Here is a 26,109-nt window from a genome sequence, read left to right on the forward strand (position 1 = left end):
GGCGGAATGTGGAAGCTTAAGCATTATTTGAGGCCATATTGGGTGTGGTGTGTGTTGGCACCATTGCTGATGCTGGTCGAAGTGACTATGGATTTACTGCAGCCCACGCTCATGGCGAGCATTGTGGATAAGGGTGTCATGACAAAAGATTTGTCTCATATTTTCTCGACCGGACTGATCATGCTTGGTGTAGCGTTTATCGGTCTAATTGGTGGGGTGGGCTGCACTATTTTTTCGAGTATTGCTTCTCAAAACTTCGGAAATGATTTGCGGATTAGCTTGTTTGAACATATTCAGAAATTTTCTAATAAGAACCTGGATCAATTGAAGACGGGCTCACTGATTACACGATTAACAAATGATGTGGTACAGCTGCAAACCTTTGTGCAAATGATTTTGCGGAGTATTCGATCTCCCTTGCTATTAGTCGGAAGCTTGGTGATGGCGATTCGGATTAGTCCTATGCTGACCCTCATCCTAGCCGTTGCCGTGCCACTCTTGAGTTTAATATTGTATGGGTTAATCCGACTTTCTTTTCCTTTGTTTCAGAAAATGCAGGTCAAATTAGACGGTGTGAACACAGTGTTGCAGGAAAATTTATCAGGCATTCGTGTAGTCAAAGCATTCGTCCGCGCTAACCATGAACAGAAACGCTTTAATACAGCTAACAAGGATTATACAGAAATTGCGATAAAAGCGGTACGGTTAATGTCATTAAATATGCCGCTAATGATGCTTGTACTAAATGCCAGTATTGTTGCTGTACTATGGTTTGGGGGAGTGCAAAGCTGGAACGGTGGGCTGCCAGTTGGTCAGCTGATCGCTTTTATTAACTATATAACCCAATTGTTGATGTCAATGCTGATGTTAAGCAATATGTTGACCTTCTTCTCACGAGCCAAGGTTTCTGCCGATCGGGAGAATGAAGTATTTTCCACCATTAGTGAGATTACAGAAGTTGCCAACGCTAAAAAAGATGCCATACACAACGGTCGGATCGTATTTGACAATGTATCTTTTGCTTATGATCCTTCGGATGAAAATCTAGTGTTAGACGATATTAATTTCACTGCGGAGCCAGGAGAAACAGTGGCCATTCTTGGTGCCACCGGTACTGGTAAATCATCATTGGTCAGCCTCATTCCCCGGTTTTACGAAGTGTCCTCTGGATCCATTACAATTGATGGCTCCGACACTCGTATGATTGCTCTGGAAGATTTGCGTAGCAGAATCGGATATGTTATGCAGCAGGCTATTCTGTTCAGCGGTACTATCCGCGATAATATCCGATATGGCAGACCGGATGCCACAGATGAGGAAGTGGAAGAAGCAGCAATAGCCGCTGAAGCTCACAATTTCATTTTAGAACTTCCACAGGGTTACGATACAGAGCTCGGCCAGCGTGGCATTAACCTGTCCGGTGGGCAAAAGCAGCGGCTTTCGATTGCACGGGCACTTTTAATTCAGCCAACAATCCTCATTATGGATGACAGCACTAGTGCGCTCGATGCAGCGACAGAGTCACGAATCCGGCAGATGTTAAAAACACGGCTGCGCAGCAGCACGAATATTTTGATAGCTCAGCGTGTCACCTCTGTAATTGATGCTGATCGTATTCTGGTATTAGAAAACGGCCGAATTGCTGTACAAGGTACACATGATGGGCTTATGAACAGCAGTGAAATATACAGAGATATTTGGAGATCACAGATGAAGGGAGAGGAGGTGCCTTATGTCAAAGCTTAATAATGGCATGAACACCACTCCTTTTAATCGATCAGGCGGATTCGGACCTGGATCTGGACCGGGATCTGGCCCTGGACGCGGCGGAGCTGTGCCGATCGTACGCGCTAAGAATCAAGCGGGAACACTCAAACGCATCTGGATGTATTTGAACCGCCAGCGGTTCGGGTTAATCATTGTGTATGTATTTACAGTGTTGAATGCAATCCTTTCGTTGATCGGGCCTTATCTAATCGGTAAAGCGATTGATACTGCCGTAATTCCTCACGATTATCAGGGTCTTATTCGCTTTTGTCTACTCCTAATAGGTATTTATGGTCTAAGCAGTGTGGTTGCTTGGGTGCAAGCCTATGTTATGACATCCGTCTCACAGAATACCGTGTTTGAGCTGCGTCGTGATCTGTTCAGCAAATATCAACAGCTACCGATTAAGTTTTTTGACACGCAAGCTAACGGAGAACTAATGAGCCGGGCAACCAACGACATAGAGAGCGTATCCAGTACACTTAATCAGAGTGTGACCCAGTTATTAAACAGTTTGATCACCCTAAGCGGTTCACTAGTGATCATGTTAATGATGAACGTTCCGTTGACCGTAGTTTCACTGATAACGATCCCTCTTGTGTTATTGTCCAGCCGTAAAATCATAGGTTTAAGTCGAACTTATTTTAAAAATCAGCAACGCCATCTAGGTGAGTTGGGTGGATTTATCGAAGAAACCATCAGCGGACAAAAAGTAGTCAAACAATACAGCAGGGAAGAGACAGAAGTGAAACGGTTCCGCAAAATCAGCGGAGAGTTGAATAAAGTCGGCATTAAGGCACAAATTGTTTCCGGATTAGTGGGACCGGTTATGAACATGATTAATAACCTTGGATTTGCGATCATTGCCGGGGTGGGTGGCTGGATGGCTTTTCATAATATGGCTACGGTTGGCGTAATCGTTAGCTTCCTTACGTATTCCAAACAGTTCGGACGACCGATCTCCGATCTTGCTAACCAGTACAATCTAATTCAGTCGGCAATTGCTGGTGCGGAGCGTGTGTTTGAAGTTATGGATATGCCATCTGAATACGGTGACGGTGATGAACAAAGTGACGATCTGCCAAGGTTAAAAGGGAACGTTATTTTCAAAGACGTTTCATTTGCTTACAAGCCGGATTCACCGATTCTGAGCGGGGTTACGTTTGAAGCAAAACCCGGAGAGAAAATTGCGCTTGTTGGCCCAACGGGAGCTGGAAAAACGACCATTGTCAACTTGCTGATCAGATTCTATGATTTGAGCGGCGGCTCCATATTCATTGATGGCCGCGATATTGGAGAGCTGGATAAAAATGCACTTCGTAGTCAATTGGGAATGGTATTGCAAGACGCGCATGTATTCTCGGGAACGATTCGGGAAAATATTCGCTTTGGACGTCTTGATGCGACAGACCAAGAGGTAGAGGAAGCGGCAAGATTGGCCAATGCAGATGCCTTTATCAATAGACTGCCGCATGGATATGAGACTATTCTCCATGCGGAAGGCAGTAATTTGAGCCACGGCCAGCGTCAGCTTTTAACGATTGCCCGCGCCATTCTAGCTGATCCAGCTATTTTGATCCTAGATGAGGCAACCAGCAGTGTGGATACACGTACGGAAATGCATATTCAACAGGCGATGGAAAAGCTAATGAAGGGACGAACAAGCTTTGTGATCGCCCATAGGCTTAGTACCATCCAGGATGCTGATCGTATACTCGTTATTCAGGGTGGCGGAATTGCCGAGCAAGGCAGTCATAAAGAGCTTCTTGCGCTGCAAGGTGTTTATTACGAGCTGTACAATACCCAGTTCAAACGAGCGATTTAAAAGAATCTTTACTTGAACCGATAACATTTGTAAGTAGATGCTTTTATCGGACTCCTCTGACCTTAAAGGCGAGATTTTCTGATTTTCAGAATGTTAAAGGACCCCACTGCAGCTATTGGCGTGAAAAACACCAAATATAAGTCACTTTCTAAGGAATAACATCCTTGAGGTCCGAAGCCCTGCTTCAAGAGCTGAAAACTACCAAATAACGTCATCTGGGACCGAAGTCCTTAAAAAGATGTGTAATCTATCGGCGTAATTAATGCCCGATAAAAAAGAGCGGCGATTCACCTATTATAGGAGAATCGCCGCTTTTTTTTTATAAATTCCTCTCTAATAACGTTCCGAGTTGTTCAGCCAAGACTTGATAGGTCACAGGTCTTTCATTCTTGAACCACCATTCCACTACCCCTGCATAAGCCGATGCAACAAAACTAATAATAACCTCTTCATGTAACCCTTCGTTTATGCCTTCGGTGGTAGTTACTTCATGTCTAAACTCATCGAGAAGAAAGCTTAAGAAACGATTTCGGAAATAAGGAGCACCTTTACTCGCTAGCATCATAGAGAAGAAAGAATAATTTTTATCGAAGTATTCCGTCCAGGTCAACGTTGCCTCGATAAAATCCAATTCAGACGCCGATTCACAAAGTGTTCTTAGGACCTCTATATGTTCTTCGATAAGTTTATCTAACAAATCATATTTATCCAGATAATGAAGGTAGATCGTTCCCCGGCTTACATTTGCTGTGTCGGAGAGATCCTGTATGGTAATGTCGTCAAAATTTTTCTCAGACATTAGTTCAATAACAGCCTTTTTAAGCGCATCTTGAGTTTTGAATTTCAGAAGGAAGTCACAATAGAACAGAGGATCATATTATTGAAGTACTCAATTATTCTCAATCGATGAATTGATGCTGGAGGGTGGGGGCATTTTAAACGGGTCTTTCCTGAATGAAGATTTAATTGATGAGTTGAGCCTGGTTATAGTTCCCATCGCAGATGGTGCCTCTAATTCTGTGACCTTATTTGAAATGGATGCATCTATGAAACAACAGCCCCCAGCAAATTTTAGCTTGAAGAGTGTAGAAAAACTTGCGGATGATGGGCTATGGTTGAAGTATGTAACACGGCGTGATTAAATCTATGTTTCTTAAAAAGCGCAAAGCAAAATATGCTTTGCGCTTTTTGAATTCGAGAAAGTAGTAAGCAATCTTCTCATTCCAAGCCTGCCAGATGCATCGTTTGTTTCAGACGATCTACGTTCACATAGATGTCCTCCAGTCCTGGAAAACGAATCGCAGGATCGGGAACACCTTGCCCGTACACCATATAATATTCGAGATTATTATGGTTGCTGATCATCCAATAGGTTGGAACAACGTGCTGGGCATGGAAAATTTCAATGACCTGTGTTCCAGGCTGGCAAAAAGCCAGATTAGCGAGTCCAGCACCATGTGGACCTACGATTACTTTCGCTGAGGCGAATAATTGGATTTGCTGGGCAACCGTCCAGTCCTCTAGACAAATCGGTACGATATTAAAATTCTCAAGGCAGCGGATGACATCATCTTCATTAACCAACCGTCTTGAGCTTGCTTTTTTTCGTGAGATATAAAAACGTTCTGGAGTGACTAGTGTTGTTTCTCTATGCGGCAACAAAAATCTTCGCAGTGTATCCGTGGTCCAAGGAGGATAATGTGAATTCATCATTAAGGAAGGGACAAGTAGCCGGTCAGCCTGAACATATACTTCTGAATTCGTCCGGATCACCAATGACTCGGATATCCCAAGCATGGTCCACGTTTGTTCCACAAAGGGTCCATACGGATTTGGATTCATGATAATAGTGGAATAAGTGATTCCGCTCGATTGAAGCATCGCTAATCTAGGAAGCACATCATACATCCAATGAAAATAGTTATGGGCTCCGCAAAAGGTTAACACCGCCGCGGTCCCGGCAAAATATTGAAGCTGCGGACCGTTCCACCGGTGAAACACTGGGTGCTCATCTGCTTCAAGCATCCTATATTGCTTGGCATCATATTCTTGGGAAAGATCAAAGATCAATTTCCCTTCTGGTGTTAGAACGGCACCAGATTCTCCCCATACCTTCCCTCTGGAAATGGTGGCAACGTATCCGCCAAAGGGCTTTAAACAATAAGGTGTTAGTGCTAGAGCAATACTCGTTTCAATGCTTTTAGGCGCTCTGAACTCAGCCGCCCGTCCGAAGTCAAAAGGAACGACATTCCCAGCTTCCTTTGTACTGTTTTCGTTGTGGGAAGTAAAGTCCCAGATGCTTTGGTAATATCCTTGGGGTGGTACCCCTTGTGCAGAAAATAACATCATGTCACCTCATATTCCCAAGTAGAAGCGCAGAAACCTTATTAAGCTATTTTATGAAATGAAGAATCTTCGGACACAGACTTACACGGAAAGAGGCGGATGAACAAGATTTGATTCAAATGCTGTTATTACTTGATTAATAGGCTTGACATGGACCAGGATTGAATATAAATTCAGTTTATTCAAACGCCGTTTAAATCATCGATTAGGTGCAATGTACTGCCGGAAGTGTTAACTATTCCCCAGTTCCTTTTCATCGGTATGCGTTGGAGCTGTTTTATGAATTAATATGTACCCCTTTAAGATAGGGCATTAAGATATTACAATTTAATTGGAAAGTGTGGATTCGAGATAAATGAAATATACAAAACTTGGAAAAACGGGGCTGGACGTATCCCAACTGTGTTTAGGTTGTATGAGCTTTGGCGTTGCCGAACGTTGGATCCATCAATGGGTGCTTGATGAGAAGCAGAGCCGTGTTATCATAAAAAAAGCGCTTGACCTGGGTATTAATTTTTTTGATACAGCGAATGTATACTCCGATGGAACAAGTGAAGAAATCGTTGGACGAGCGCTTAAGGATTATGCCAATCGAGACGAGATTGTTTTAGCAACTAAGGTCTTTAACCGTATGCATGAAGGTCCGAACGGAGCAGGATTATCCCGGAAAGCAATTATGAGTGAGATTGATAAGAGTCTCAAGAGATTGGGAACAGATTATGTAGATCTATATCAGATTCATCGCTGGGATTATCACACACCTATAGAAGAAACGATGGAAGCTCTTCATGATGTAGTGAAGGCTGGTAAGGCAAGATACATAGGTGCCTCAGCAATGTATGCTTGGCAGTTTCAAAAAGCGTTATATGTAGCGGAGAAAAACGGTTGGACCCGATTTGTATCTATGCAAAATCATCTCAATCTTATCTATCGTGAGGAAGAACGAGAGATGTTGCCGCTTTGTAAGGAAGAGAATATTGGTGTTATTCCCTATAGTCCCCTTGCATCAGGAAGACTTACGCGAGACTGGGCGGTATCAACTCATCGTTCAGAAACTGATCAGATTCAAAAATCTAAATATGATGGAACTGCCGATACCGATCAATTAGTCGTGGAGCGAGTTGCGACAATCGCCGACAAACACGGTGTTCAACGGATTCATATCGCTCTTGCTTGGTTGCTTCAAAAAGAACCAGTTACAGCACCTATCATCGGGGCTACAAAAACATCGCATCTCGAAGATGCAGTAAGTGCGTTATCCATTACTTTAACCTCTGAAGAAATTGCGTTTTTAGAGGAGCCTTATGTACCACATTCCATCGTTGGTTTTAATTAATAAATAATCAATGGGGGAGGATAATCCCGTAGAGCCGAAGTCAGCGTTGTTTACCAACGTTTAACTGTATTTCGTACAGCTATATTCCTTCAAATCACTCAGCTCGGGGATATAAGTGTACTTCGTACATCTATTTCCTTGATTTTCTACCCATTAGGTAGGTTTGGTTGTTTTTAGTTGTATAAAGTGCAGTTAAAGTATGAAGGTTCTTTCTGCGTACGGAATAAGTGTATAGAATGCAGTTATTTTCCAGATTCGATTAAGACGTAGAGCTAGAAGAATGCGGAGAGGAACTTCCGATCGCTTCAAGTCCAAGGTTTGCTATAAGCGATTAGCGACCATTAGTCTGTTTATATTCACTTGCCCATAATCTGATCAGGTAATGCGTATTAATTCAAAAACACCAGGGAGTAATTTTCCAATAATAGGAGAATCGCTGCCTGGTGTTCTTTTTTTACCCTCAAAGCTTGTTCCTATAGACCTTGGGTGACATCCCATAGATTTTAGTGAATTGGCGAGTAAAATAATTACTATCACTAAACCCGCATTCATGTGAGATTTGGGTGATACTGAGATTAGAATGCTTTAATAACCCGCAAGCCCGTTCCAGACGTAAACGATGAAGATAAGCGATCGGGGTTGTCTGATAGTAGGAGCGAAAGATCCGGTTTAAGTGTCTGACTGATATGTCCGAATGTTTGGCGATCTGATCCAGTGTTAACGGCTCAAGATAACGATCTTCCATATATGAGAGTGCATTCGCCAAATGCATCAGATGGTTCCCCTGAATCCCTTTTTCCTGTGGGTCATAATGTCTGGACAAATAGACGACCAGTTCCATAAACTTGGAGCCCAGCATGGTCTGATAACCCTGTAGCTTGTTGTGATATTCTTCAATCATACCCGCAATGAGAAAAGAGACATACTCCAGGTTAGGAATCGGCAAGCTGAGTTTGCTTGTGTAGGAATGTTTATGACGATACAGGGGTTCCAACACAAATAAGGCTTGAAAGCCGTTGGATGTCCGCAAATCCGCTCCGGCCGTCGATAGCAATTCAGGCTGAAACATAACATTGCAGATCTTGAAATCCTGAGGATCTTTAAAAGCATGCGGGGTCGAACCATTAATTACAAACACATTTCCCTTTTTGATAAAAGACTCCTCAGTATTAACAATATGTGTAGCTGTGCCACTCAATACAATTACGAGCTCTGAAAAGTCCGCATGTCTATGTAGATCGGTGTCTTCGTCGTGATAGCCGTATTGAATGAAAAATGGAAATTGACGATCAGATGTAAACCATTTTAAATAAAATTCACTCAACTCGTTACCCTCCAAAAGCTTGTCTAGATGAATGTCTATATCATGCTATTTTAGGACCGAATAATCAAGGCTTTCTATCCAGTTGAAGCAGTATAATCCTTGACATAGGTTTCAGTGATTAAGATAGAGAAGGAGAATACTACATGAAATATAACAATCCGATTATCCCGGGGTTTTATCCAGATCCAAGCATTTGCAGAGTAGACGAGGATTATTATCTGGTAAACAGTTCATTTGCCTATTCTCCGGGAATACCCATTTGGCACAGCAAGGATTTGGTGCATTGGAAGCAGCTTGGGTACTGTTTGACTCGTGAGAATCAGCTTCAATTTGATGAATCCGTGGTGTCCGGAGGTGTTTGGGCGCCGACTCTTCGTTATTATAACGGTCGTTTTTATATGGTTACGACAAATCAGGATAGCGGAGGTCATTTCTACGTTTGGGCGGATGACCCGGCAGGCGAATGGTCGAATCCACTTTATGTGGATCAAGAAGGCATTGATCCCTCCTTGTTTTTTGACGATGGAAAGGTTTATTTCACAAGCACAGGCTCCGAGCAAGGGATGGGGATCTACCAATGTGAGATTGATATTGAAACGGGTCAAAAGCTTAGCGATACACGCTTGATCTGGACTGGCAGCGGAGGGAAATTCCCTGAGGGTCCACATCTTTACAAAATAAACGATTACTACTATTTGATGTGTGCGGAAGGTGGGACAGAATATGGACATATGGAGACTATTGCAAGAAGTAGATCGCCATATGGGCCTTATGAATCGTCTCCTCACAATCCCATTTTGACACATCGAAGTTCAGATTACCCCATTCAAGCTACAGGGCATGCCGATTTAGTTGAAGCACAGGATGGTAGCTGGTGGGCGGTATTTCTGGGGATTCGACCAGTAGGTTATCCTTACCATCATCATCTTGGCAGAGAGACATATTTGGCTCCTGTTCAGTGGACGGAGGAGGGGTGGCCAATGATTGGTGATAACGGAGTGGTTGGTTTAGAAATGGAAGCTGACCTGCCTTCACCAATGCCGTGGGAAGAAGAGCCTGAAACCGACGATTTTGATCAATCTGACCTAAGAATGAGCTGGAATTTCATACGTAATGCTAATAAGGTGGATTGGTCATTGCAGGAACGGGGAGGGTGGCTAGCTTTACGTGGATCAGATGTGAGATTAAATGAGAAGGGTACGCCTGCTTTTATTGGCTGTAGACAGCGGCATTTGAATTGTGAAATTACCACCAAAATGGAATTTAGCCCTCTTGAGGGTGACGAAGCTGGTCTTGTAGTTTTTATGGATCAGAAGTATCACTACGCAATTGGACTAACGCAGATGGAAGGTGAAAATGTTATTACGCTGCGCAGACAGGTAGGGAGCATTAGTGATGTGGCATATTCTTCGGCTTTCGAAGGAACAGGGGTAGAATTGAGAATCCAGGTATTACCTGAAAAATATATATTTTACTATCGAGGTGTGGATCAAATATGGCATCTGCTTGGCGAAGCCGAGACACACTTGATATCTACTGAAGTCGCAGGCGGATTTACTGGAGTATTCTTCGGCATGTATAACTACTCTCCTTATGGAACAACTGCTTATTATGATTGGTTTAGCTATCAAAAGAAATAAAAGGCGGTCGGCTACGTGATCGTCAGAAAAAGCAGTGTTAGCTTGTGAAAAATACAAAGCAGCGATTCTCCAAGTATGGATGAATCGCTGCTTTGTGGTTTTTGGTTGTTGGATTTAGTTGTTTATTGGTTGTTGTTGATGTTGTTTTTTGGTTGTTGTTGTTGTTGTTGTTGTTGTTTGGATATCGTTGTTTTTTTGTCGTCGTTGGTTGTCTGCCTCAGCTTGTATTTATCAACCTCTTAGGCTTAAGGACTCAGAGGACGTTATTTGCGTATTTATCACTTTTTAAGCATAGTTTCGGACCCCAATGCAGCTATTACTTCGAAATAGATTCTTATTGAGTGTTTTTTGAGCCAATAGCGGCTATGCGGTCCTTTAGCATCCCAAATGTGAGATAATACTGCGTTTAAGGTCCCCTGGGTCCGATAGTGATCAGCAGATAGGATAAACCTGATAGGATAAACCTGATAGGACCAGCCCGATAGAATCAGCGTGTGCGCAAAGGTTACCCATACAAGTTGGTGTTAAGCTGATAGTTCCATATTGTGAATGAAGAACACGTTCGCTTTTATCCAATGAGCATATCTTCCTTCAAACGCTTGATGTCTGCTCTAGGGGGTGAACCAAACATCCGAGAATATTCGCGGCTGAATTGTGATGCACTTTCATAGCCAACACGGAACGCGACATCCGCTGCATCCGCTGATTCAGATAATAAAAGGCGGCGAGCTTCCTGTAAGCGCAGATGCTTTTGAAACTGAATAGGACTCATGGCAGTTACCTCTTTGAAGTGTCTATGGAACGAAGAAATACTCATATTGGCTGTTTCAGCAAGCTCTTCAATCCGCAAAGGTTTATCACAGTTCTCGATAATCTGTTCGATGGCCTCCCGAATGCGGTAGGTGCTGCTACCTTCCATCGCAATTTGAGCGAGTGTAACTCCATAGGGTCCCTGCAGAAGCCGGTATAGAATTTCATCAGTATAAATCGGAGCCAAAAACGGAATGTCCTTGGGATCATCCAGCAAACGTACCAATCTTAGGATCGCATCCAATAGTGATAACTCTATCTGCCCGACATACATAGCTCGCTTAGCATTTTCTTTCGGAGCGAGTTTAAATTCGGAATCATTTAGTACTTTCAAAATCTGACTCTGCGTGAATTCTAGCTTAAAGCTTAAATAGGGTGCGTTGGGAGAAGCTTTTATAATCTGACCGATAACGGGTAAATTCATTGATGATATTAGATAATTTGCGGGACCATACTCAAAACGCTCCTTGGCCAATAAGATCTCCTTTGTTCCCTGCGCAATGAAACATAAAGAAGGTTTGTATACTCTGTATACTGGCTCGGTCACATTGGAGTTACGAATCACAAACAATGAGGGGATAGCGGTCTCATATACTCCATCCTGGCTCGAATGATGTTCAATCAATCTGGCGAGTTCTTCTTTCCGCTCTAGTAATTCTTTAGACATGTGCTCCTCCTAATGTTTTGTTCTTATTCAATTATAAAGTAAAAACATCTTTTGTGTTAGTGATAGTGAGAGGAATAGGCAATCATTTAAGATAATTGAGATAACGGCGTTCACTTCATTTATCGCATAATTAGAACTAAGAAAGGGGTTTTGAAATTGAGCAATGTTTTGATCATAGGAGCTAATGGCGGAATTGCACGACATGCGATTGATTTGTTTTTGAACGAAACCGATGCCCGCTTAACACTTTATCTCCGTAACTCGGACAGATTAAGCCATATAACATCCAGCCGTGCTCGAGTAGTTGAAGGAGATGTGTTGGATAGTGAGCAATTAAAAGAAGCGATGATCGGGCAAGATGTTGTTTATGCTAATCTGGCAGGTAATTTGGAGAAAATGTCTAAGACTATCGTTGAAGCAATGAACACCACTGGTCTTAAACGTTTGATTTTTATCAGCTCAATGGGCATTTACGATGAAGTTCCAGGAGAGAAGTACAGCAGTATATTGGATCCATATCGTAAATCTGCAGAAATTATTGAAGCTTCAAATCTTAACTATACAATTCTGAGACCTGGATGGTTTACCTATAAAGACGAGATAGACTACGAAATAACTCAGAAAGGTGAACCTTTTAAAGGGAGAGAAGTGTCGCGAAAAAGTGTGGCTGCATTAGTTGTTAAATTGGCCGAGTCACCAGATATGGAAATTCGCCGCAGTTTAGGAGTAAACAAACCCAAAATCTAAAGGAGACACAAACTAATGGAATATACAAAACTTGGTCGTACTGGTTTGGATGTATCTAGAATTTGTCTTGGTTGTATGAGTTACGGAGTACCTGAACGTGGAATGGCTCCGTGGTCGCTAAATGAGGAGCAGAGCAGACCCTTTATTAAAAGAGCACTGGAGCTTGGCATCAACTTCTTTGATACGGCTAATGTATACTCTGACGGAACAAGCGAAGAAATTGTCGGACGTGCCTTAAAAGAATTCGCTCGCCGCGATGAGGTAGTCATTGCTACAAAGGTGTTTTTCCGGATGCATCAGGGACCAAATGGAGCAGGACTTTCACGCAAAGCGATTATGACCGAAATAGACAACAGTCTAAAACGGCTGGGCACAGATTATGTGGACCTATACCAGATCCATCGTTGGGATAATGACACTCCTATCGAAGAGACCATGGAGGCCCTTCATGACGTAGTAAAGGCAGGTAAAGTTAGATATATTGGAGCGTCCTCTATGTATGCTTGGCAGTTCTTGCAGGCACAGCATGTTGCTGAGCGTAACGGTTGGACTAAATTTGTCTCTATGCAAAATTACTTGAATCTACTCTACAGGGAAGAAGAACGGGAAATGTTGCCTCTTTGCCGGGAAGAAGGAATCGGTGTGATCCCATGGAGTCCGCTTGCTAAAGGTCGACTAACCCGTGATTGGAATGAACAAACAGCTCGTTCAGAGATAGACGAAGTCGGAAAGGCATTTTATGCAAAAATGGCTGAGGCTGACCGCAAGGTTGTTGAGGTAGTTGCCGAAATTGCGGCAAAGCGCGGGATTCCACGTGCCCAAGTAGCGCTTGCTTGGGTTCTGCAAAAAGAGCAAGTAACATCGCCTATCATTGGTGCAACCAAAGCAAATCATCTGGAGGACGCCGTTGCAGCGGTATCAGTGAAGCTGGAGCCAAGTGAAATAGCGAGTCTGGAAGAGCCTTATGTGCCACACCCAGTTATAGGAAATCTAAGCTAGATAAAAAGCGTGATACCCTTGGGGATCGCGCCTTTTTTTTACCTAAGCTAAACTTTCATCTACCATTTAGTGCCTTTAGAAACTTGTCTTTAGTTTGGCTTAATCGTTGCTCAGCACCATGCGGGTGCAAGGGTTTGCATAAATAGGTGAATAAGAAAACACATTCCAATCGATAAAAATGACATGTTAATTCTTCTTAAGCCAAGGTAATATGTATCCGATATGTGAGAGTGAATATAGAAAAGGAGATGAACTCTTTATTATTAATTCCACATTGAAGCATACGCACATGAATACTGAAATTGGCCAACCAGCCATCCTCAATCCAAGTCAGGTGTACCCGACGGTTTCCTTCACACCGTGTGTTAACGGAAGGGTTGCCTGTGAATTGATTTTTGATAGAACGAAACTGGTGACTGAGTTGCCTGAGACTCCTATGGTTAAAGACTCGTTAATGGAATGGACACCGTTAGGCACGGCTGATCTACTGGGTACTTATGAACTGCGAATGACCCTCAAGCAGGACGGAAAAGCTCCTCAGTATGACTCATATTATTTTACCGTGCTGGATCCAAAGAGCATCCCCGCGGGACAGAGCACAATCGCTTTCCTTGGTAACGATGGAATGATGATGTATATCGGTGATTATCGAGGTAATCGGATCTTGGACTTTTCTAATGCGGGTTATAGGGGTGGTGGTGTTGAGATCCCGAATATTCCCGTTAAGTCGACCGTTCTACCCTTGGACGGAGACGCGACGGACCGTATTCAGGTGGCAATTGACCAGTTGGCTATGCTCCCGCTCGATAAGAACGGATTCCGCGGGGCAGTCCTTTTGAAAAAAGGCAGATATGAAGTCGGAGGCACGTTGTTCATTAAAGCAAGCGGGATCGTCCTTCGCGGTGAAGGTCAGGACAAAGAGGGCACTATTCTCTATGGTACCGGAGCGAAACTGCGAAATCTAATTGAAATTGGTGAAAATGCAGATCTTATGCTGGACAGCAACTCGAAGCAGATGATTTCAGATTTGTATGTGCCCTCAGGCTCGCGTTCTTTCCATGTAGAAGACGGGGGTGCTTACAATGTAGGCGATCAGATCATAGTCCGCAGAATAGGTAATAAAAACTGGATTCACGAAATTGGTATGGATAACATCTATAAGCGCCCGGGTGGAACCGTAACCCAATGGTCACCGTTCAATCTGGATTTTGACCGAGTCATCACTGCTATTGTAGGTAATACGATTACGGTCGATGCCCCATTGGCGAATGCTATCGAACGTCAGTGGGGCGGCGGAGAGATCTATAAATATACAGACCATGCCCGCATTCAGCAGGTGGGGGTAGAGAAAATGAGGGTAGAGTCCGATTTTGACCCAAGCATTATAGATATTAAGATGGATAACGATACAACAGATCCTTATTATGCGGACGAAAAACATGCTGAACGTTTCGTCGTGTTCAACAGTGTGAAGAATGGCTGGGTTCGAGAGGTGAGAGGTTACCATTTGTCCTATTCTCTCGTTCAAATGAAGCGTTATTCCAAATGGGTTACGGTTCAGGACTGTCAAATGTACGATATGATCAGTGTGGTTACTGGGGGTCGCCGTTATGTCATACATCAGATGGGCCAGCTAAATCTCGCTCAACGTATTTATACAGAGACGGCGCGGCATGCGTTCACCGTCGATAGCTGGGTACCGGGGCCGAATGTATTTCTGGATGGAGAAGCTGTTGAAAATTATAACACCAGTGAACCTCATCATCGCTGGTCAGTCGGAGGCCTGTTCGATAATATCAAAGCTCCCATCTCTATTCGGGATAGGGCGTGGTTAGGCAGCGGACATGGCTGGGCAGGTGCGAATTATGTGACTTGGAATACACAAGGAGAGCTCACTTTACAGCGGCCACCAACCGCTCAAAACTACGCCATTGGCCATGTTGGTAGCAAGATACCCGGACTGCTTCCTAACGATTATGATTCCCGGCCCCGTGAAGATGGATATTGGTGCAGTTGCGGTCAACATGTCGTCATTAATAGTCTCTACAAGCAGCAGCTGACGGAACGTTTAGGTCGAAATGCGCTCAATAATATAAAAAAATAATTTACAGTAGGGTGCGGAATTTTCCGCATCCTTTTTAGTTTGGATCATAAAAAAACACAACCCCTAACAATCTATGCCATGGAGAGACATCAGGATCAAGAGTAGCATAGGAAGTGGAGTTACTGACGAATGATATGAACTGAAAATAGGAAAGGCCAGGTGAACAAGAGTTGAGTGAAAGAAGACGAGCGAAACAAGAGGTAGCATTACCGGCAACCAAGCAGGAATCAGAACGTCTTCGATTATGGTATACAAGCCCGGCGTCAAATTGGAATGAGGCTCTTCCCATAGGAAATGGGCGCCTCGGGGCAATGGTGTCCGGTATGATCGGCCAAGATAAAATCCAGCTTAACGAAGATTCAATTTGGTACGGCGGCCCTGGACGTGCAGCTAATCCTGCAGCTCAGCCATATTTAACAGAGATTCGGCAAATGCTGAAAGACGGCAGGCAGGCGGAGGCAGAACATTTGGCACGAATGGCTATGACTGCTTCACCAAAATATGAGCAGCCGTACCAGCCACTTGGAGATTTGATTTTAAAGTTTCTGGATTCCAGTGAGGTTATAGAAAAATACGAGCGGGAGCTCGACTTGGAGCAAGCGGTCGTTACGGTATCGTACCGTTGTGGCGGGGTTCGCTATTACAGGCAATATTTTATAAGTGAACCGGACGGTGTATTGCTAGTCCGATTGACAGCTGACAGACTTGGCAAGATCACGTTGGCTGCGAATCTTATGCGTCGTCCGTTCGATACCGGCTGTAGCACTGGTCCTGCAAACACAGTTTTAATGAATGGGGAATGCGGAGCGGATGGCGTTCGCTTTTGCACAGCACTAAGGGCAGTTCAACAAGGGGGCCGCCAGAGGCTCATCGGGGATTACATCTCTATTGAGGGGGCAGACTCCGTCACCCTTATGCTGGCAGCGCAGAGTACCTTCCGTGTAGATCAACCTGAAAAAGCCTGTCTAGAGCAATTGGATCAAGCTACGGCTCAGTCTTTTGCAACTCTAATAAAGCAGCATAAGGAGGAATACAAGTCCCGGTTTGCTCGATTTTCAATCGATTTAACTAAGGATGGAGACCCGTACGCTGAGCTTCCTACCGATAAGAGATTACAGCGTTTACAGCAAGCAAAAGATGAAAGAAGCAATCCCAATGAGTCTGGTGATCCGGGACTAGTTGCACTATATGTACAGTATGGGCGCTACTTACTGCTTTCCAGTTCTCGACCAGGTACGTTGCCTGCTAATCTGCAAGGCATATGGAATGATAGCTTTACCCCGCCATGGGAATCAAAATATACAATTAATATTAACCTCCAGATGAATTACTGGCCTGCCGAAGTCCTAAATATGGCTGAATGCCATGAACCGCTGTTTGATCTGATCGAACGGATGCAGTTGAACGGTCAAGAAACGGCAAAAGAAATGTATGGCTGTCGCGGTTTTGTTGCTCATCATAACACTAACTTATGGGCGGAAACCCGACCAGAAGGCATCCTAATTACCTGCACGGTCTGGCCAATGGGTGCTGCTTGGTTATGCCTTCATTTGTGGGAACACTACCGGTTTGGACTGAACCTTTCTTTTCTCAAGGAAAGGGCCTATCCAGTGATGAAGGAAGCAGCGATTTTTCTGCTTGATTACATGGTAGAGGAAGGTGGCTTACGAATTACTGGGCCTTCTGTCTCCCCGGAAAACCGCTTCCTACTTTCGGACGGAAGCAACGGCAGCCTCTGTATGGGACCATCCATGGATTTGCAAATCGCATATACATTGCTATCCGCCTGTTCAGAAGCGGCATTAATTATCGGAGAAGAAGATACAATGTTTCTCTCTGAACTACATGAGACGCTTGAACACATTCCACAGCCGAGTGTGGGCAGTCATGGACAGATTAAGGAATGGCTGTTTGACTACGAAGAGCAAGACGCAGGTCACCGGCATATTTCTCAGTTGTTCGCATTACATCCGGGGGAACAGATTGACATGAGGCACACCCCTGAGCTTGCCGCAGCAGCCCGGCGAACGCTTGAACGCCGCCTTGACGGAGGTGGAGGTCATACCGGCTGGAGCAGGGCATGGATCGTCAATTTTTATGCCCGTCTCGGTATGGGTGCGGAAGCCTATGAGCATTTAATTAAACTGTTAACCTCCTCCACGTATTCGAATCTTTTAGACTGCCATCCACCCTTTCAAATAGACGGAAACTTTGGTGGAGCAGCTGGGGTAGCAGAAATGCTGCTGCAATCCCAACGAGGAGAACTTCGACTATTACCTGCCCTTCCTAAGGAGTGGTCTTCAGGCAGCATAAGGGGGATGAGAGCAAGAGGTGGTTTTACCGTTGATCTTTCTTGGAGCCAAGGAAAGCTTGATGAAGCGACGGTTCACTCTACGGTTACCGCTGAATATCGAATTTGGTCTGCCGTTCCGCTCGATCTGCCAGAACAATTTCTTATTAGCAATGGTCAGGGCTTCGAATATACTTTTTCTTCGGTTGCAGGGAAGTCCCGCAAGATTCGTGCACAATAGTCAATCGTAATAAAACACAGGCAAGCCGAAAAATCTCCATTTTGAAGACCTGGATATTGGATTAACATTAGCCATACAACAAAATCCAAACTGCAACCAAAGGAGCGATATTTATGCCACAACAAGTGCCAGCCGCATTGCCAGCGAGCAGGCCAGATCTTTCCCCATTCCAAAGACGAATGACCAATTTGCGCAAATATAAAGCGCTGTATCTCATTTCACTTCCGGGCATTATTTTTTTTATCGTATTTAAATACTTACCCTTGGCGGGATCCATCATGGCCTTTCAAAACTACAACATATTCAAAGGTTTTACAGGCAGTCCGTGGGTTGGCCTTGATCAGTTCCGGCGGATGTTCACCTATCCAGAGTTTTTGAGAATTCTTGAAAATACTATCCTGATCGGCCTATATGATATGGTCTTTGCGTTTCCGGTTCCCATAATATTCGCCCTCCTTCTTAATGAAGTGAGAAAAGCTTTCTATAAACGGATTTTGCAGACCGTCGTTTATTTGCCCCATTTTCTCTCATGGGTCATTATTGGGGGGATTATGATTGGCATTTTGTCCCCAACGACAGGTATCGTGAACCAGATCTTAAATACTTTTGGGCTCGACTCCGTTTATTTTCTGGGCGAGGACTCGTATATTCGTACCATCCTGGTTGGAACAGGCATATGGAAAGACAGTGGATGGGGAACTATTGTTTATTTAGCCGCACTCGCTGCTGTGAATCCTGAGCTGTACGAAGCGGCTCGGATTGACGGAGCAAATCGTTGGAAACAAACCTTATCTATAACGATCCCGACGATCTTGCCCACTATCATGATTATGTTCCTGCTTCATATCGGTAACTTCCTTGATTTTGGCTTTGAGCGAGTGTTTGTATTTATCAATTCGCTTAATGAGACCAATGGAGATATTCTCGATACTTATATATACCGAGTGGGTCTTATTGATCAGCAATACAGCTATACAACAGCTATAGGCCTCTTTAAATCGGTCGTCGGACTGTTGCTAGTCATGATCGGGAATACGCTTAGTAAAAAAGCATCAGGGGATGGACTTTACTAGAAAGGAGTCGAAGAGTAAATGAAAAATAAAGGTCGCCTATTTGACGTTTTCAACTATATATTTCTGATGCTGGTCGGGTGCTTGATGGTCTTCCCTCTGCTGCATGTGCTCGCCAAATCATTTAGCAGCACTCATGCCATTAATGCAGGCGAGGTTAAGCTATTCCCTGTAGATTGGACGCTTATGAATTATCAAGTTATTCTTGGGGATACCTCCATCTGGAGAGCTTTCATGGTAAGTATATTTATTACAGTTGTCGGAACGCTTATTAATCTGATTTTAACTGCATCACTGGCCTATCCTTTATCCAGATCCGAATATTCGATGCGCAAAGGAGTTCTGATTTTAATCCTAATTACGATGATATTTCACGCTCCGCTCATACCGAACTATATGGTCATCAAAAACTTGCACTTGATCGACTCTTTATGGGTATTAATCATCCCATCGGCCATCAGTGCATATAACCTGTTCATCATGCGTTCTTTTTTCTCAGCCCTGCCTACTGAGCTGATAGACAGCGCGCGAATGGATGGAGCGGGAGAGCTGCGCACGATGTGGAGCGTCATCCTTCCTTTGTCCAAACCAGTTATGGCAACTATGGGCTTGTTTTACGCGGTATCCCATTGGAATTCTTATTCATCGGCGTTGTATTTTATCAATACACGAGCGCTTTATCCACTTCAGCTGCGGCTTCGGGAAATCGTACTGAGTAACGACCTTGGGCAAGCGGGCAGCTTATTAGAAAACGTAAATGAAGTATCTCCGGCAGGTGTGCAAATGGCAGTTATTGTCGTCTCCGTCATACCGATTATTATCGTGTATCCGTTTCTGCAAAAGTATTTTATCAAAGGGATGTTAATCGGATCTATTAAGTCTTAAATTAATCAGCTTGCATCATCCTTTAAAAGAAACAGCCATCTGCTTATCAAAATATGGTAAGATATAATCCAAACTCAAAAATGGAAGCGTTGCCAATAATCGCAACTTCAAATCAATTTCATACCACAAGACAACTGATTCTGATTCCATTCCGGAAGGGATTTGATACAAGTGCGAGTATTGATTGTAGAAGATGAGCCTGTCATTCAAAAAGGATTGGTGAAGATGGTCCAGCGTTATCCGGTCTCATTCACCGCGATTTATACAGCCGACGACGGCGAAGCAGCCTTAGAAACTATCCAAAAGCTAGAACCGCATTTAGTGCTGACAGATTTGCGCATGAAGCGGATGGATGGCCTTGATTTATGTGAACGAATTCACCGTGATTACAGTCATGTCCAGGTGGCAGTCATTTCCGGGTACAATGACTTTCAATATGCACAACGAGCAATGGCCTATGGCGTTAAACGGTATTTACTGAAGCCGGTTCTCCAGCAGGATGTGCATGATATCCTGAGAGAACTGATATCCGGCATGACAGGCAGCATTATTCCTGTTCATAAATACGTGGATTGGGCCGAACAGCTGGAACAACACATCTGGCTGCTGCAACGTGATGAGACAAACCGTCTGCTTGATGAAAGAGAAACATCGGGTTTATTTGAAGGATTGAACGTCTTTAGCATGGATGCAGTGCTGAATGATTGTCTGCAAATGATCGTAGATCGCTTGGAACGCCGAGGCTGGAAGCCTCCGTCCCGGTGCTGTGGAGATGTGAAAGCCGCCAATACGAAAAAAGAAACGATGTTAGCATTTGTCGCGATAATAAACGGTATACTTGCGGAGCTGCAGCTTACTCGCAAAGGCAACTATAAGGACCCGGTTGAAGAAGCAAAAGCTTTCATTGATAAACATCTGGCTGAGGATGTATCGTTAGAAGAAGTAGCCAAACGGGTGGGACTTGCCCGCACCTACTTCAGCGCATTATTCAAAAAAATGACGGGGGAAACCTTCGTACACTATCGGATCCGGAGACGAATGGAGGAAGCGCGCAGACTTCTTGCCGTACCCACCATGACAATCAGTGACATCTCGATTCATGTAGGTTACGAGGATTATCCTCATTTTACGAAGACATTTAAAAATCTCGTGGGTGTATCACCTTCGGAATACCGTGCTTCGTTTGGCATTGAATAATGAGAGCAACCCTCAGCCGGAAGCTGCTATTTTATTTTACCATTGTCATCTTACTTTCCCTGTCAGCGCTGGGGATTTCCTTTTACAGCATTTCTGCCAAGCAATTGCAGTCAAGCACTGAAAACCAAATGATTCAGATCGTAAATAATGCAGTTCATCATACCAATCTCTATATTTCATCCTATCAACGGTCGACCGTGGCGCTACTAACGGATTTGAGAGTTAAAAGATATATTGATCTATCAGCAGACCGTGAGGAATATGAAAATTACCGCTACACGACCGATATACGCGATGCTATTGTTGAACCTGTATGGATTCGCAATCCCGAGATTGAAGCCCTATATATTATCGGGTATTCCGGGAATGCGCTTTATTATTATAATGGCGGTTCAGCGCCATCTTTTACACAGGAAGACACCGCTAGACAGATCCGGTATTTCAAAGAACATACAGATGTCAGTGGACAGTTGAATGTAATCAATTACAGTATCCGTGGGGATCAAACGCCGATGTTGACCTTAATCCGCAGCATTCGCGGTCTTCAGTCACCAGAGATGAAAGGATTTGTAGGCATCGAAGTCAAAGCGGAGGAGCTCTCTACGTTATGGAAAGGAATCGATCTTGGTCCCGAAAGCTATTTTTTTATTGTAGATGGCGAAGGCAGGATTCAATATCATAACGATCAAAACAAAGTAGGGACGTTGATTCCCGATAGTCTTGGCAAGCAAATTGAGCAAGCAGGAGAGGCGATGTTCCGCAGCTCGGCAGAGGGCGTGGAAAAATCTTATATCAGCCGTAATGCGGAATATTCCGGTTGGCATCTGGTTGTATCCATCCCAGACACTCAGCTGCAAAAGCCGCTAATTACCATCCGGAATTATATTATTGTTGTCGCGATTTTGACATTTATGATAGCGCTGTTTCTGGCAAGCCGATTTGGTAAGTCCGTTACTACACCCATCCGTATACTGATGAAAGGAATGAGCCAGACCGAAAAAGGAAATTGGGAATTAATCTCCCTTCCGAAAAGCCAGGATGAGGTCACTGGGCTTATCGTTCGTTACAATCTGATGGTAACCCGCCTGTCAGAGCTTGTGGACACCGTGTATCAGTCAGAACTGAAGAACAAGGAAATGGAAGCTGAGCGGCAGAAGGCCGAATTCCAATCCTTACAGCTGCAGATCAACCCTCATTTTTTATACAATACGCTCGAAACGGTGGTCTGCTATGCAGTAATTCAGGATTCAGATGAAATATCAGAAATTGTCGGAGCCCTGTCCTACATGCTGCATTATTCGGTGCGCACCAATCTTGAAGAGATAACCGTAGCAAATGAGCTGAAGCATGTCATCCATTATATGGTCATTATCAATCACCGGATCGGAAGGCCGTTTGAAATCGATGTGCGGATAAAGCCTGAAATGCTTCTGCGCAAAATGGTTCGCTTGACCTTACAGCCACTTGTGGAAAATGTGTTCCAGCACGCCTTTCGTTATGGTGTTGAAGATTATCACACGATTACGATTGATGCTGGAGAGGATGGCGATATCTTCTGGGTCAGCATTACGGATAATGGCAGCGGGATGACCCCGGAGCGGCTTGAAGAACTTCGCCTCAAACTGAGTGAAAATCGACTCGCCGATGTGGAGGAAGGGAAAGGAAGCCCAGGCGGCATCGGTGTGCAAAATGTTCATCGCCGGATTCAGCTTGTCTTCGGAGAAGAATTCGGAGTTGACGTAGAAAGCAGTCCAGAATGCGGAACACGCATGATCATGAAAATGCCGATTTCCGGAAGGAAGGAACAGCAAGTGCTTAACGCATAGGCGCTTCTCGCCGAAGAGAACGAGGATCAAAAAGCTGTCCTGAGGTCCGAGCCGCGGACTTTTGGGATGGCCTTTTTTTATAACGACAACCGATCACAAAAAAACACATCCCACAATAATCCACCCCATGGGAGTGCTGATGATACAGCTTTATGATGGGTACAGGTAAACCAAATACCTTTTTATACTAATAAGGGGGATTATCCAGATGAAAAAATGGGTTAGTCTGATCCTATCCACGGCGCTTGTCTCAAGTCTCGTCGCAGGATGCGGAAGCAATGAAACATCGGACGGTAACGTCGATGCAGCAGGCGAATCAAAACCGCTTAAATTTAGTATTTCGTTAAACACAAGCGGAAACGCTTACACGGAAAGTTCTAAAGACATTAATACCGATAAGTGGGTCAAGGAGTTAGAGAAACGGGCGAATGTCGATTTAGACATTAAGTTAATTCCTTTGAAGGACTTTGATTCCAAAATGGCTGTTATGTTTGCCGGCGGTGATATCCCGGATGTGGTTCAAAATGTCGGAGGGGCTACGGATAAATCGATGGCTGGGTCGGTTCAGGCTGGTGTTTTTATGCCGCTGGATGATCTGCTGAAGGAGAATGCGCCCAACCTGATGAAGGTTGTCCCGCAGGAAGCATGGGATGAAGTCAGCTACGATGGAAAAATATATGGCATTCCGACTTGGCTCAGCAATCCGTCTCGACGTGCCACTTTTATCCGAACTGATTTATTGGAGAAAACAGGCCTTCCGGTACCTGTGACGATTGAGGATTTCTTGAATGTGCTGCGCGCTTTTAAGAAACTCGGTGTGAGCGCTCCTTATCAGATGCGTGAGAACTTCAAGTATGCTGATATCGCATTTGGTGCATATGACGCGCTTGGCTATCAGTTTACAGAGGATAATGGAGAGATCGTACCCAAATTTTATAATTCCGAGAATATGGAAAAAGCACTGAACGTATACAAGACGATGTATGACGAAGGCCTCATTCAGAAGGATTTTGCGACAATTCAAACGGCACAGTATGGTGAAAATATTGCTGCAGGCAATGCAGGGATTTGGACAGCTAATGCGCAGAATCTCCTGGATTTCCGGACCCAGATCGCCGCGTCCAATCCGGGAGTGAAAGTGGATATTATCTCGTCGCCAACCGGTGACCATGGACAAAAAGGATACGGTTTGTATAGTTCGGTCAATACCTCACTGTATATCAACAATAAGGTCAGTAAAGAAAAGGCTGCCCGGATTGTCCAAATGTTTGAATGGATGCAGACCCCGGAAGCCAGTAATTTCTATAGCTTTGGGATTGAAGGCGAGAATTACACGGTAAAAGACGGAAAAGTTGATTATAAGCTGCCAGAGAACAAGGCTGCCCAAGATGAAGAGAAATTCCGCACACAGCTGCGCTGGGTAGGGGACGGAACAATCAACCGCGAACGAACTGAGCTGCTTACGGGTGGTAAAGATGTTTTGAAAGCATTGGATGAAACTCTGAGTAAAGAAGGCTTAGGGGGCATCGGATTTGTACCTGATCTGGAGTCTTTCAGCAAGTTCCCTGATCTTGCCTCCAAACGTCCCGATCAGGCACCAAAACTGATCATAGACCATATGGTCAAAATGATTTATGGCAAAGAACCGATTAGCGATTTCCCAAAAGTCATCGAGGAATATAAGCAAAAGGGCGGCGAAGAAATCTTAAAAGAAGCAACAGAACGCTACAAAAATAATGAGGGAATCCTTAATCAGCAAAGCCGGAAATAGATAGATTCTCAGGAAGCCTCTTCATTCGAAGGGCTTCCTGCCAGTTAGGAGGGAGAACAATGAGTCAAACTGCTCTGTGTGATGAAATCATGCGTCTGCCTGTAATCGATACACATACCCATCTCGTCGGCGATAAGCTAAACGCGGCTGACTTCTGGGAAATAGCCGATTATTTCTGGTTGAACCAAGAGCTTCAGTCAGCAGGATATCCGGCGGATGCGGACCAACTTTCGAAAGAGATGCGGACTGACTCTTTTGTTAGAGCTTACCACGCTTCCCGTAATACGATGATGAATCGTGCTTTTACAGCAATCATGAAAGATTTGTACGGTATCTCCATCACTGATTCAGAGTCGGTGTTCAAAGCGGATATAACGGTTAAACAGAAAAGTAACGATCCCGGCTGGGCGCAAAACGTAGCTGACCGTCTGCATGTGCAGCGGTTTATTGTAAACCGTCCGGAGCATGCCAACTTTGCACACATGAGAGAAAATGCTCTACTGATTCCTCGAATTGACTCCTGGCTGCCTGGGCTGGCAAAGAATATTGCAGATGCCTCTGATCCCAGCCGGGAAGCGGCTTATACTCAAGCGAAAAAGTTTATTAGCGAGCAGTTGCACTCATATCAGACGATGGGCTGTCCGGGAATCATGACTACGTTGCCAGCCTTTGAAGCCAATGCTCATGATGTTTACAATCTTAGCAGCGTAACTGAACCGGATGAAATCATGATGCTGCTCCTTCATCATATCTGTTCGGAACTGCAAGTAAGAGGAATGTTCTTGCAGCTGTTTCTCGGCGTCGAACGCAGATGGTGTAATACATCGGCTGCGCCAGTTAACGATCCGCTACGGATTGTTAAACTGTATGGTTTGTTTGAACGGTATTCCATTCCGTTTGAGCTGGTGGTGGCTTCAGAATTAAATAACCTGGATATTGTGCAGGCTGCATGGAATTTCCCTAACGTTCATGTAGGTGGGATGTGGTGGTATAACTTCAGACCCAGTACCTATTTGCAGAGCATGCAGTATCGGTTGGAGGCACTCGCCCCGCTCAAGTGTTCGCTCATTGTCTCGGATGCGCGCTGTATCGAATGGACATATGGCAAGCTGCTGATCGTTAAAAAAATACTTGCGCGATTTTTAGAAAGTCAAATAGCGGAAGGCTGGATCAGCCGGGAGGAGGCGCTGTACATTGCGGCGGAATGGCTACATGGGAGTGCTGCTAAACGTTATGGACTAACAGATGTAAAGCAATAAGCCGT

The 26,109-nt window shown here is 44.3% G+C and carries 19 protein-coding genes; 15 read left to right on the plus strand and 4 right to left on the minus strand.

Annotation, left to right across the window (positions count from 1 at the left end; all coding sequences use genetic code 11):
* Nucleotides 1-6: 6 nt before the first annotated feature.
* Entirely contained in the window at nt 7-1,746 is a 1,740-nt protein-coding gene (locus MHH89_RS06005) for an ABC transporter ATP-binding protein (RefSeq protein WP_341086575.1), read from the plus strand.
* Complete coding sequence (locus MHH89_RS06010) at nt 1,733-3,592, plus strand: ABC transporter ATP-binding protein (protein ID WP_341086578.1); 1,860 nt, start codon at nt 1,733-1,735, stop codon at nt 3,590-3,592. The genes MHH89_RS06005 and MHH89_RS06010 overlap by 14 nt, the downstream gene beginning before the upstream one ends.
* 319 nt (nt 3,593-3,911) lie before the next feature.
* Here the strand turns inward: MHH89_RS06010 and MHH89_RS06015 are convergent, their stop codons facing one another.
* Nucleotides 3,912-4,391 (minus strand): TetR/AcrR family transcriptional regulator, encoded by a 480-nt coding sequence (locus MHH89_RS06015; RefSeq protein WP_341086580.1) that lies wholly within the window; start codon nt 4,389-4,391, stop codon nt 3,912-3,914.
* Between the two features lie 115 nt (nt 4,392-4,506).
* Here MHH89_RS06015 and MHH89_RS31285 point away from each other — a divergent pair, with 115 nt between their 5' ends.
* Complete coding sequence (locus MHH89_RS31285; RefSeq protein ID WP_051490997.1) at nt 4,507-4,734, plus strand: dihydrofolate reductase family protein; 228 nt, start codon at nt 4,507-4,509, stop codon at nt 4,732-4,734.
* Nucleotides 4,735-4,810: 76 nt separating this feature from the next.
* Here MHH89_RS31285 and MHH89_RS06020 read toward each other — a convergent pair whose 3' ends face one another.
* Nucleotides 4,811-5,941: a glycosyltransferase family 61 protein gene (locus tag MHH89_RS06020; RefSeq protein ID WP_341086582.1), complete on the minus strand. Its 1,131-nt coding sequence runs from the start codon at nt 5,939-5,941 to the stop codon at nt 4,811-4,813.
* 352 nt (nt 5,942-6,293) lie between these two features.
* On the opposite strand from MHH89_RS06020, the gene MHH89_RS06025 reads away from it, so the two are divergent.
* Nucleotides 6,294-7,274: an aldo/keto reductase gene (locus tag MHH89_RS06025; protein ID WP_341086584.1), complete on the plus strand. Its 981-nt coding sequence runs from the start codon at nt 6,294-6,296 to the stop codon at nt 7,272-7,274.
* A gap of 460 nt (nt 7,275-7,734) precedes the next feature.
* On the opposite strand, the gene MHH89_RS06030 is transcribed toward MHH89_RS06025, so the two are convergent.
* Nucleotides 7,735-8,598, minus strand: a complete 864-nt coding sequence (locus MHH89_RS06030) for a helix-turn-helix domain-containing protein (RefSeq protein ID WP_076125669.1) — start codon at nt 8,596-8,598, stop codon at nt 7,735-7,737.
* 143 nt (nt 8,599-8,741) lie between these two features.
* Here MHH89_RS06030 and MHH89_RS06035 point away from each other — a divergent pair, with 143 nt between their 5' ends.
* Nucleotides 8,742-10,238: a glycoside hydrolase family 43 protein gene (locus MHH89_RS06035; RefSeq protein ID WP_312150646.1), complete on the plus strand. Its 1,497-nt coding sequence runs from the start codon at nt 8,742-8,744 to the stop codon at nt 10,236-10,238.
* A 568-nt stretch (nt 10,239-10,806) separates the two neighbouring features.
* Here MHH89_RS06035 and MHH89_RS06040 read toward each other — a convergent pair.
* Nucleotides 10,807-11,715 (minus strand): AraC family transcriptional regulator, encoded by a 909-nt coding sequence (locus MHH89_RS06040; RefSeq protein ID WP_076278454.1) that lies wholly within the window; start codon nt 11,713-11,715, stop codon nt 10,807-10,809.
* 156 nt (nt 11,716-11,871) lie between these two features.
* On the opposite strand from MHH89_RS06040, the gene MHH89_RS06045 reads away from it, so the two are divergent.
* The 10 genes from MHH89_RS06045 (at nt 11,872) to MHH89_RS06090 (ending at nt 26,104) form a co-directional block, all read left to right on the plus strand.
* Entirely contained in the window at nt 11,872-12,462 is a 591-nt protein-coding gene (locus MHH89_RS06045; protein WP_076278455.1) for an SDR family oxidoreductase, read from the plus strand.
* A 15-nt stretch (nt 12,463-12,477) separates the two neighbouring features.
* Nucleotides 12,478-13,461: an aldo/keto reductase gene (locus MHH89_RS06050; RefSeq protein ID WP_076184577.1), complete on the plus strand. Its 984-nt coding sequence runs from the start codon at nt 12,478-12,480 to the stop codon at nt 13,459-13,461.
* Nucleotides 13,462-13,750: 289 nt separating this feature from the next.
* Entirely contained in the window at nt 13,751-15,565 is a 1,815-nt protein-coding gene (locus MHH89_RS06055; protein ID WP_341086587.1) for a hypothetical protein, read from the plus strand.
* A gap of 170 nt (nt 15,566-15,735) precedes the next feature.
* The gene (locus MHH89_RS06060) at nt 15,736-18,096 is read left to right on the plus strand and encodes a glycoside hydrolase family 95 protein (RefSeq protein ID WP_076280648.1); all 2,361 of its coding nucleotides are present in this window, start codon (nt 15,736-15,738) and stop codon (nt 18,094-18,096) included.
* 179 nt (nt 18,097-18,275) lie between these two features.
* Nucleotides 18,276-19,169 (plus strand): ABC transporter permease, encoded by an 894-nt coding sequence (locus tag MHH89_RS06065; RefSeq protein ID WP_076190487.1) that lies wholly within the window; start codon nt 18,276-18,278, stop codon nt 19,167-19,169.
* Nucleotides 19,170-19,187: 18 nt separating this feature from the next.
* Complete coding sequence (locus MHH89_RS06070) at nt 19,188-20,051, plus strand: carbohydrate ABC transporter permease (protein ID WP_076125649.1); 864 nt, start codon at nt 19,188-19,190, stop codon at nt 20,049-20,051.
* Nucleotides 20,052-20,222: 171 nt separating this feature from the next.
* Nucleotides 20,223-21,248 (plus strand): response regulator transcription factor, encoded by a 1,026-nt coding sequence (locus tag MHH89_RS06075; RefSeq protein ID WP_341086589.1) that lies wholly within the window; start codon nt 20,223-20,225, stop codon nt 21,246-21,248.
* A complete protein-coding gene (locus MHH89_RS06080; RefSeq protein WP_076276513.1) occupies nt 21,248-23,074 on the plus strand; it encodes a cache domain-containing sensor histidine kinase in 1,827 nt (608 codons plus the stop codon). Before MHH89_RS06075 ends, MHH89_RS06080 begins: the two co-directional genes overlap by 1 nt.
* Before the next feature lie 208 nt (nt 23,075-23,282).
* Nucleotides 23,283-24,845 carry an extracellular solute-binding protein gene (locus MHH89_RS06085; RefSeq protein ID WP_341086591.1) on the plus strand — a complete coding sequence of 521 codons (1,563 nt, stop codon included), beginning with the start codon at nt 23,283-23,285 and terminating at the stop codon, nt 24,843-24,845.
* A 59-nt stretch (nt 24,846-24,904) separates the two neighbouring features.
* Nucleotides 24,905-26,104, plus strand: a complete 1,200-nt coding sequence (locus MHH89_RS06090) for a glucuronate isomerase (protein ID WP_341086593.1) — start codon at nt 24,905-24,907, stop codon at nt 26,102-26,104.
* Nucleotides 26,105-26,109 lie beyond the last annotated feature (5 nt).

The sequence above is a fragment of the Paenibacillus sp. FSL H7-0323 genome (assembly GCF_038002725.1).
Classification (GTDB): Bacteria; Bacillota; Bacilli; order Paenibacillales; family Paenibacillaceae; genus Paenibacillus_AQ; species Paenibacillus_AQ odorifer.

Bases quoted from the DNA above. Each gene is read 5' to 3' on its own strand.
- MHH89_RS06005 (WP_341086575.1), top strand. From the start codon at position 7: ATGTGGAAGCTTAAGCATTATTTGAGGCCATATTGGGTGTGGTGTGTG.
- MHH89_RS06010 (WP_341086578.1), top strand. From the start codon at position 1,733: ATGTCAAAGCTTAATAATGGCATGAACACCACTCCTTTTAATCGATCA.
- MHH89_RS06015 (WP_341086580.1), bottom strand. From the start codon at position 4,391: ATGTCTGAGAAAAATTTTGACGACATTACCATACAGGATCTCTCCGAC.
- MHH89_RS31285 (WP_051490997.1), top strand. From the start codon at position 4,507: ATGCTGGAGGGTGGGGGCATTTTAAACGGGTCTTTCCTGAATGAAGAT.
- MHH89_RS06020 (WP_341086582.1), bottom strand. From the start codon at position 5,941: ATGATGTTATTTTCTGCACAAGGGGTACCACCCCAAGGATATTACCAA.
- MHH89_RS06025 (WP_341086584.1), top strand. From the start codon at position 6,294: ATGAAATATACAAAACTTGGAAAAACGGGGCTGGACGTATCCCAACTG.
- MHH89_RS06035 (WP_312150646.1), top strand. From the start codon at position 8,742: ATGAAATATAACAATCCGATTATCCCGGGGTTTTATCCAGATCCAAGC.
- MHH89_RS06040 (WP_076278454.1), bottom strand. From the start codon at position 11,715: ATGTCTAAAGAATTACTAGAGCGGAAAGAAGAACTCGCCAGATTGATT.
- MHH89_RS06050 (WP_076184577.1), top strand. From the start codon at position 12,478: ATGGAATATACAAAACTTGGTCGTACTGGTTTGGATGTATCTAGAATT.
- MHH89_RS06055 (WP_341086587.1), top strand. From the start codon at position 13,751: ATGAATACTGAAATTGGCCAACCAGCCATCCTCAATCCAAGTCAGGTG.
- MHH89_RS06065 (WP_076190487.1), top strand. From the start codon at position 18,276: ATGACCAATTTGCGCAAATATAAAGCGCTGTATCTCATTTCACTTCCG.
- MHH89_RS06070 (WP_076125649.1), top strand. From the start codon at position 19,188: ATGAAAAATAAAGGTCGCCTATTTGACGTTTTCAACTATATATTTCTG.
- MHH89_RS06080 (WP_076276513.1), top strand. From the start codon at position 21,248: ATGAGAGCAACCCTCAGCCGGAAGCTGCTATTTTATTTTACCATTGTC.
- MHH89_RS06085 (WP_341086591.1), top strand. From the start codon at position 23,283: ATGAAAAAATGGGTTAGTCTGATCCTATCCACGGCGCTTGTCTCAAGT.
- MHH89_RS06090 (WP_341086593.1), top strand. From the start codon at position 24,905: ATGAGTCAAACTGCTCTGTGTGATGAAATCATGCGTCTGCCTGTAATC.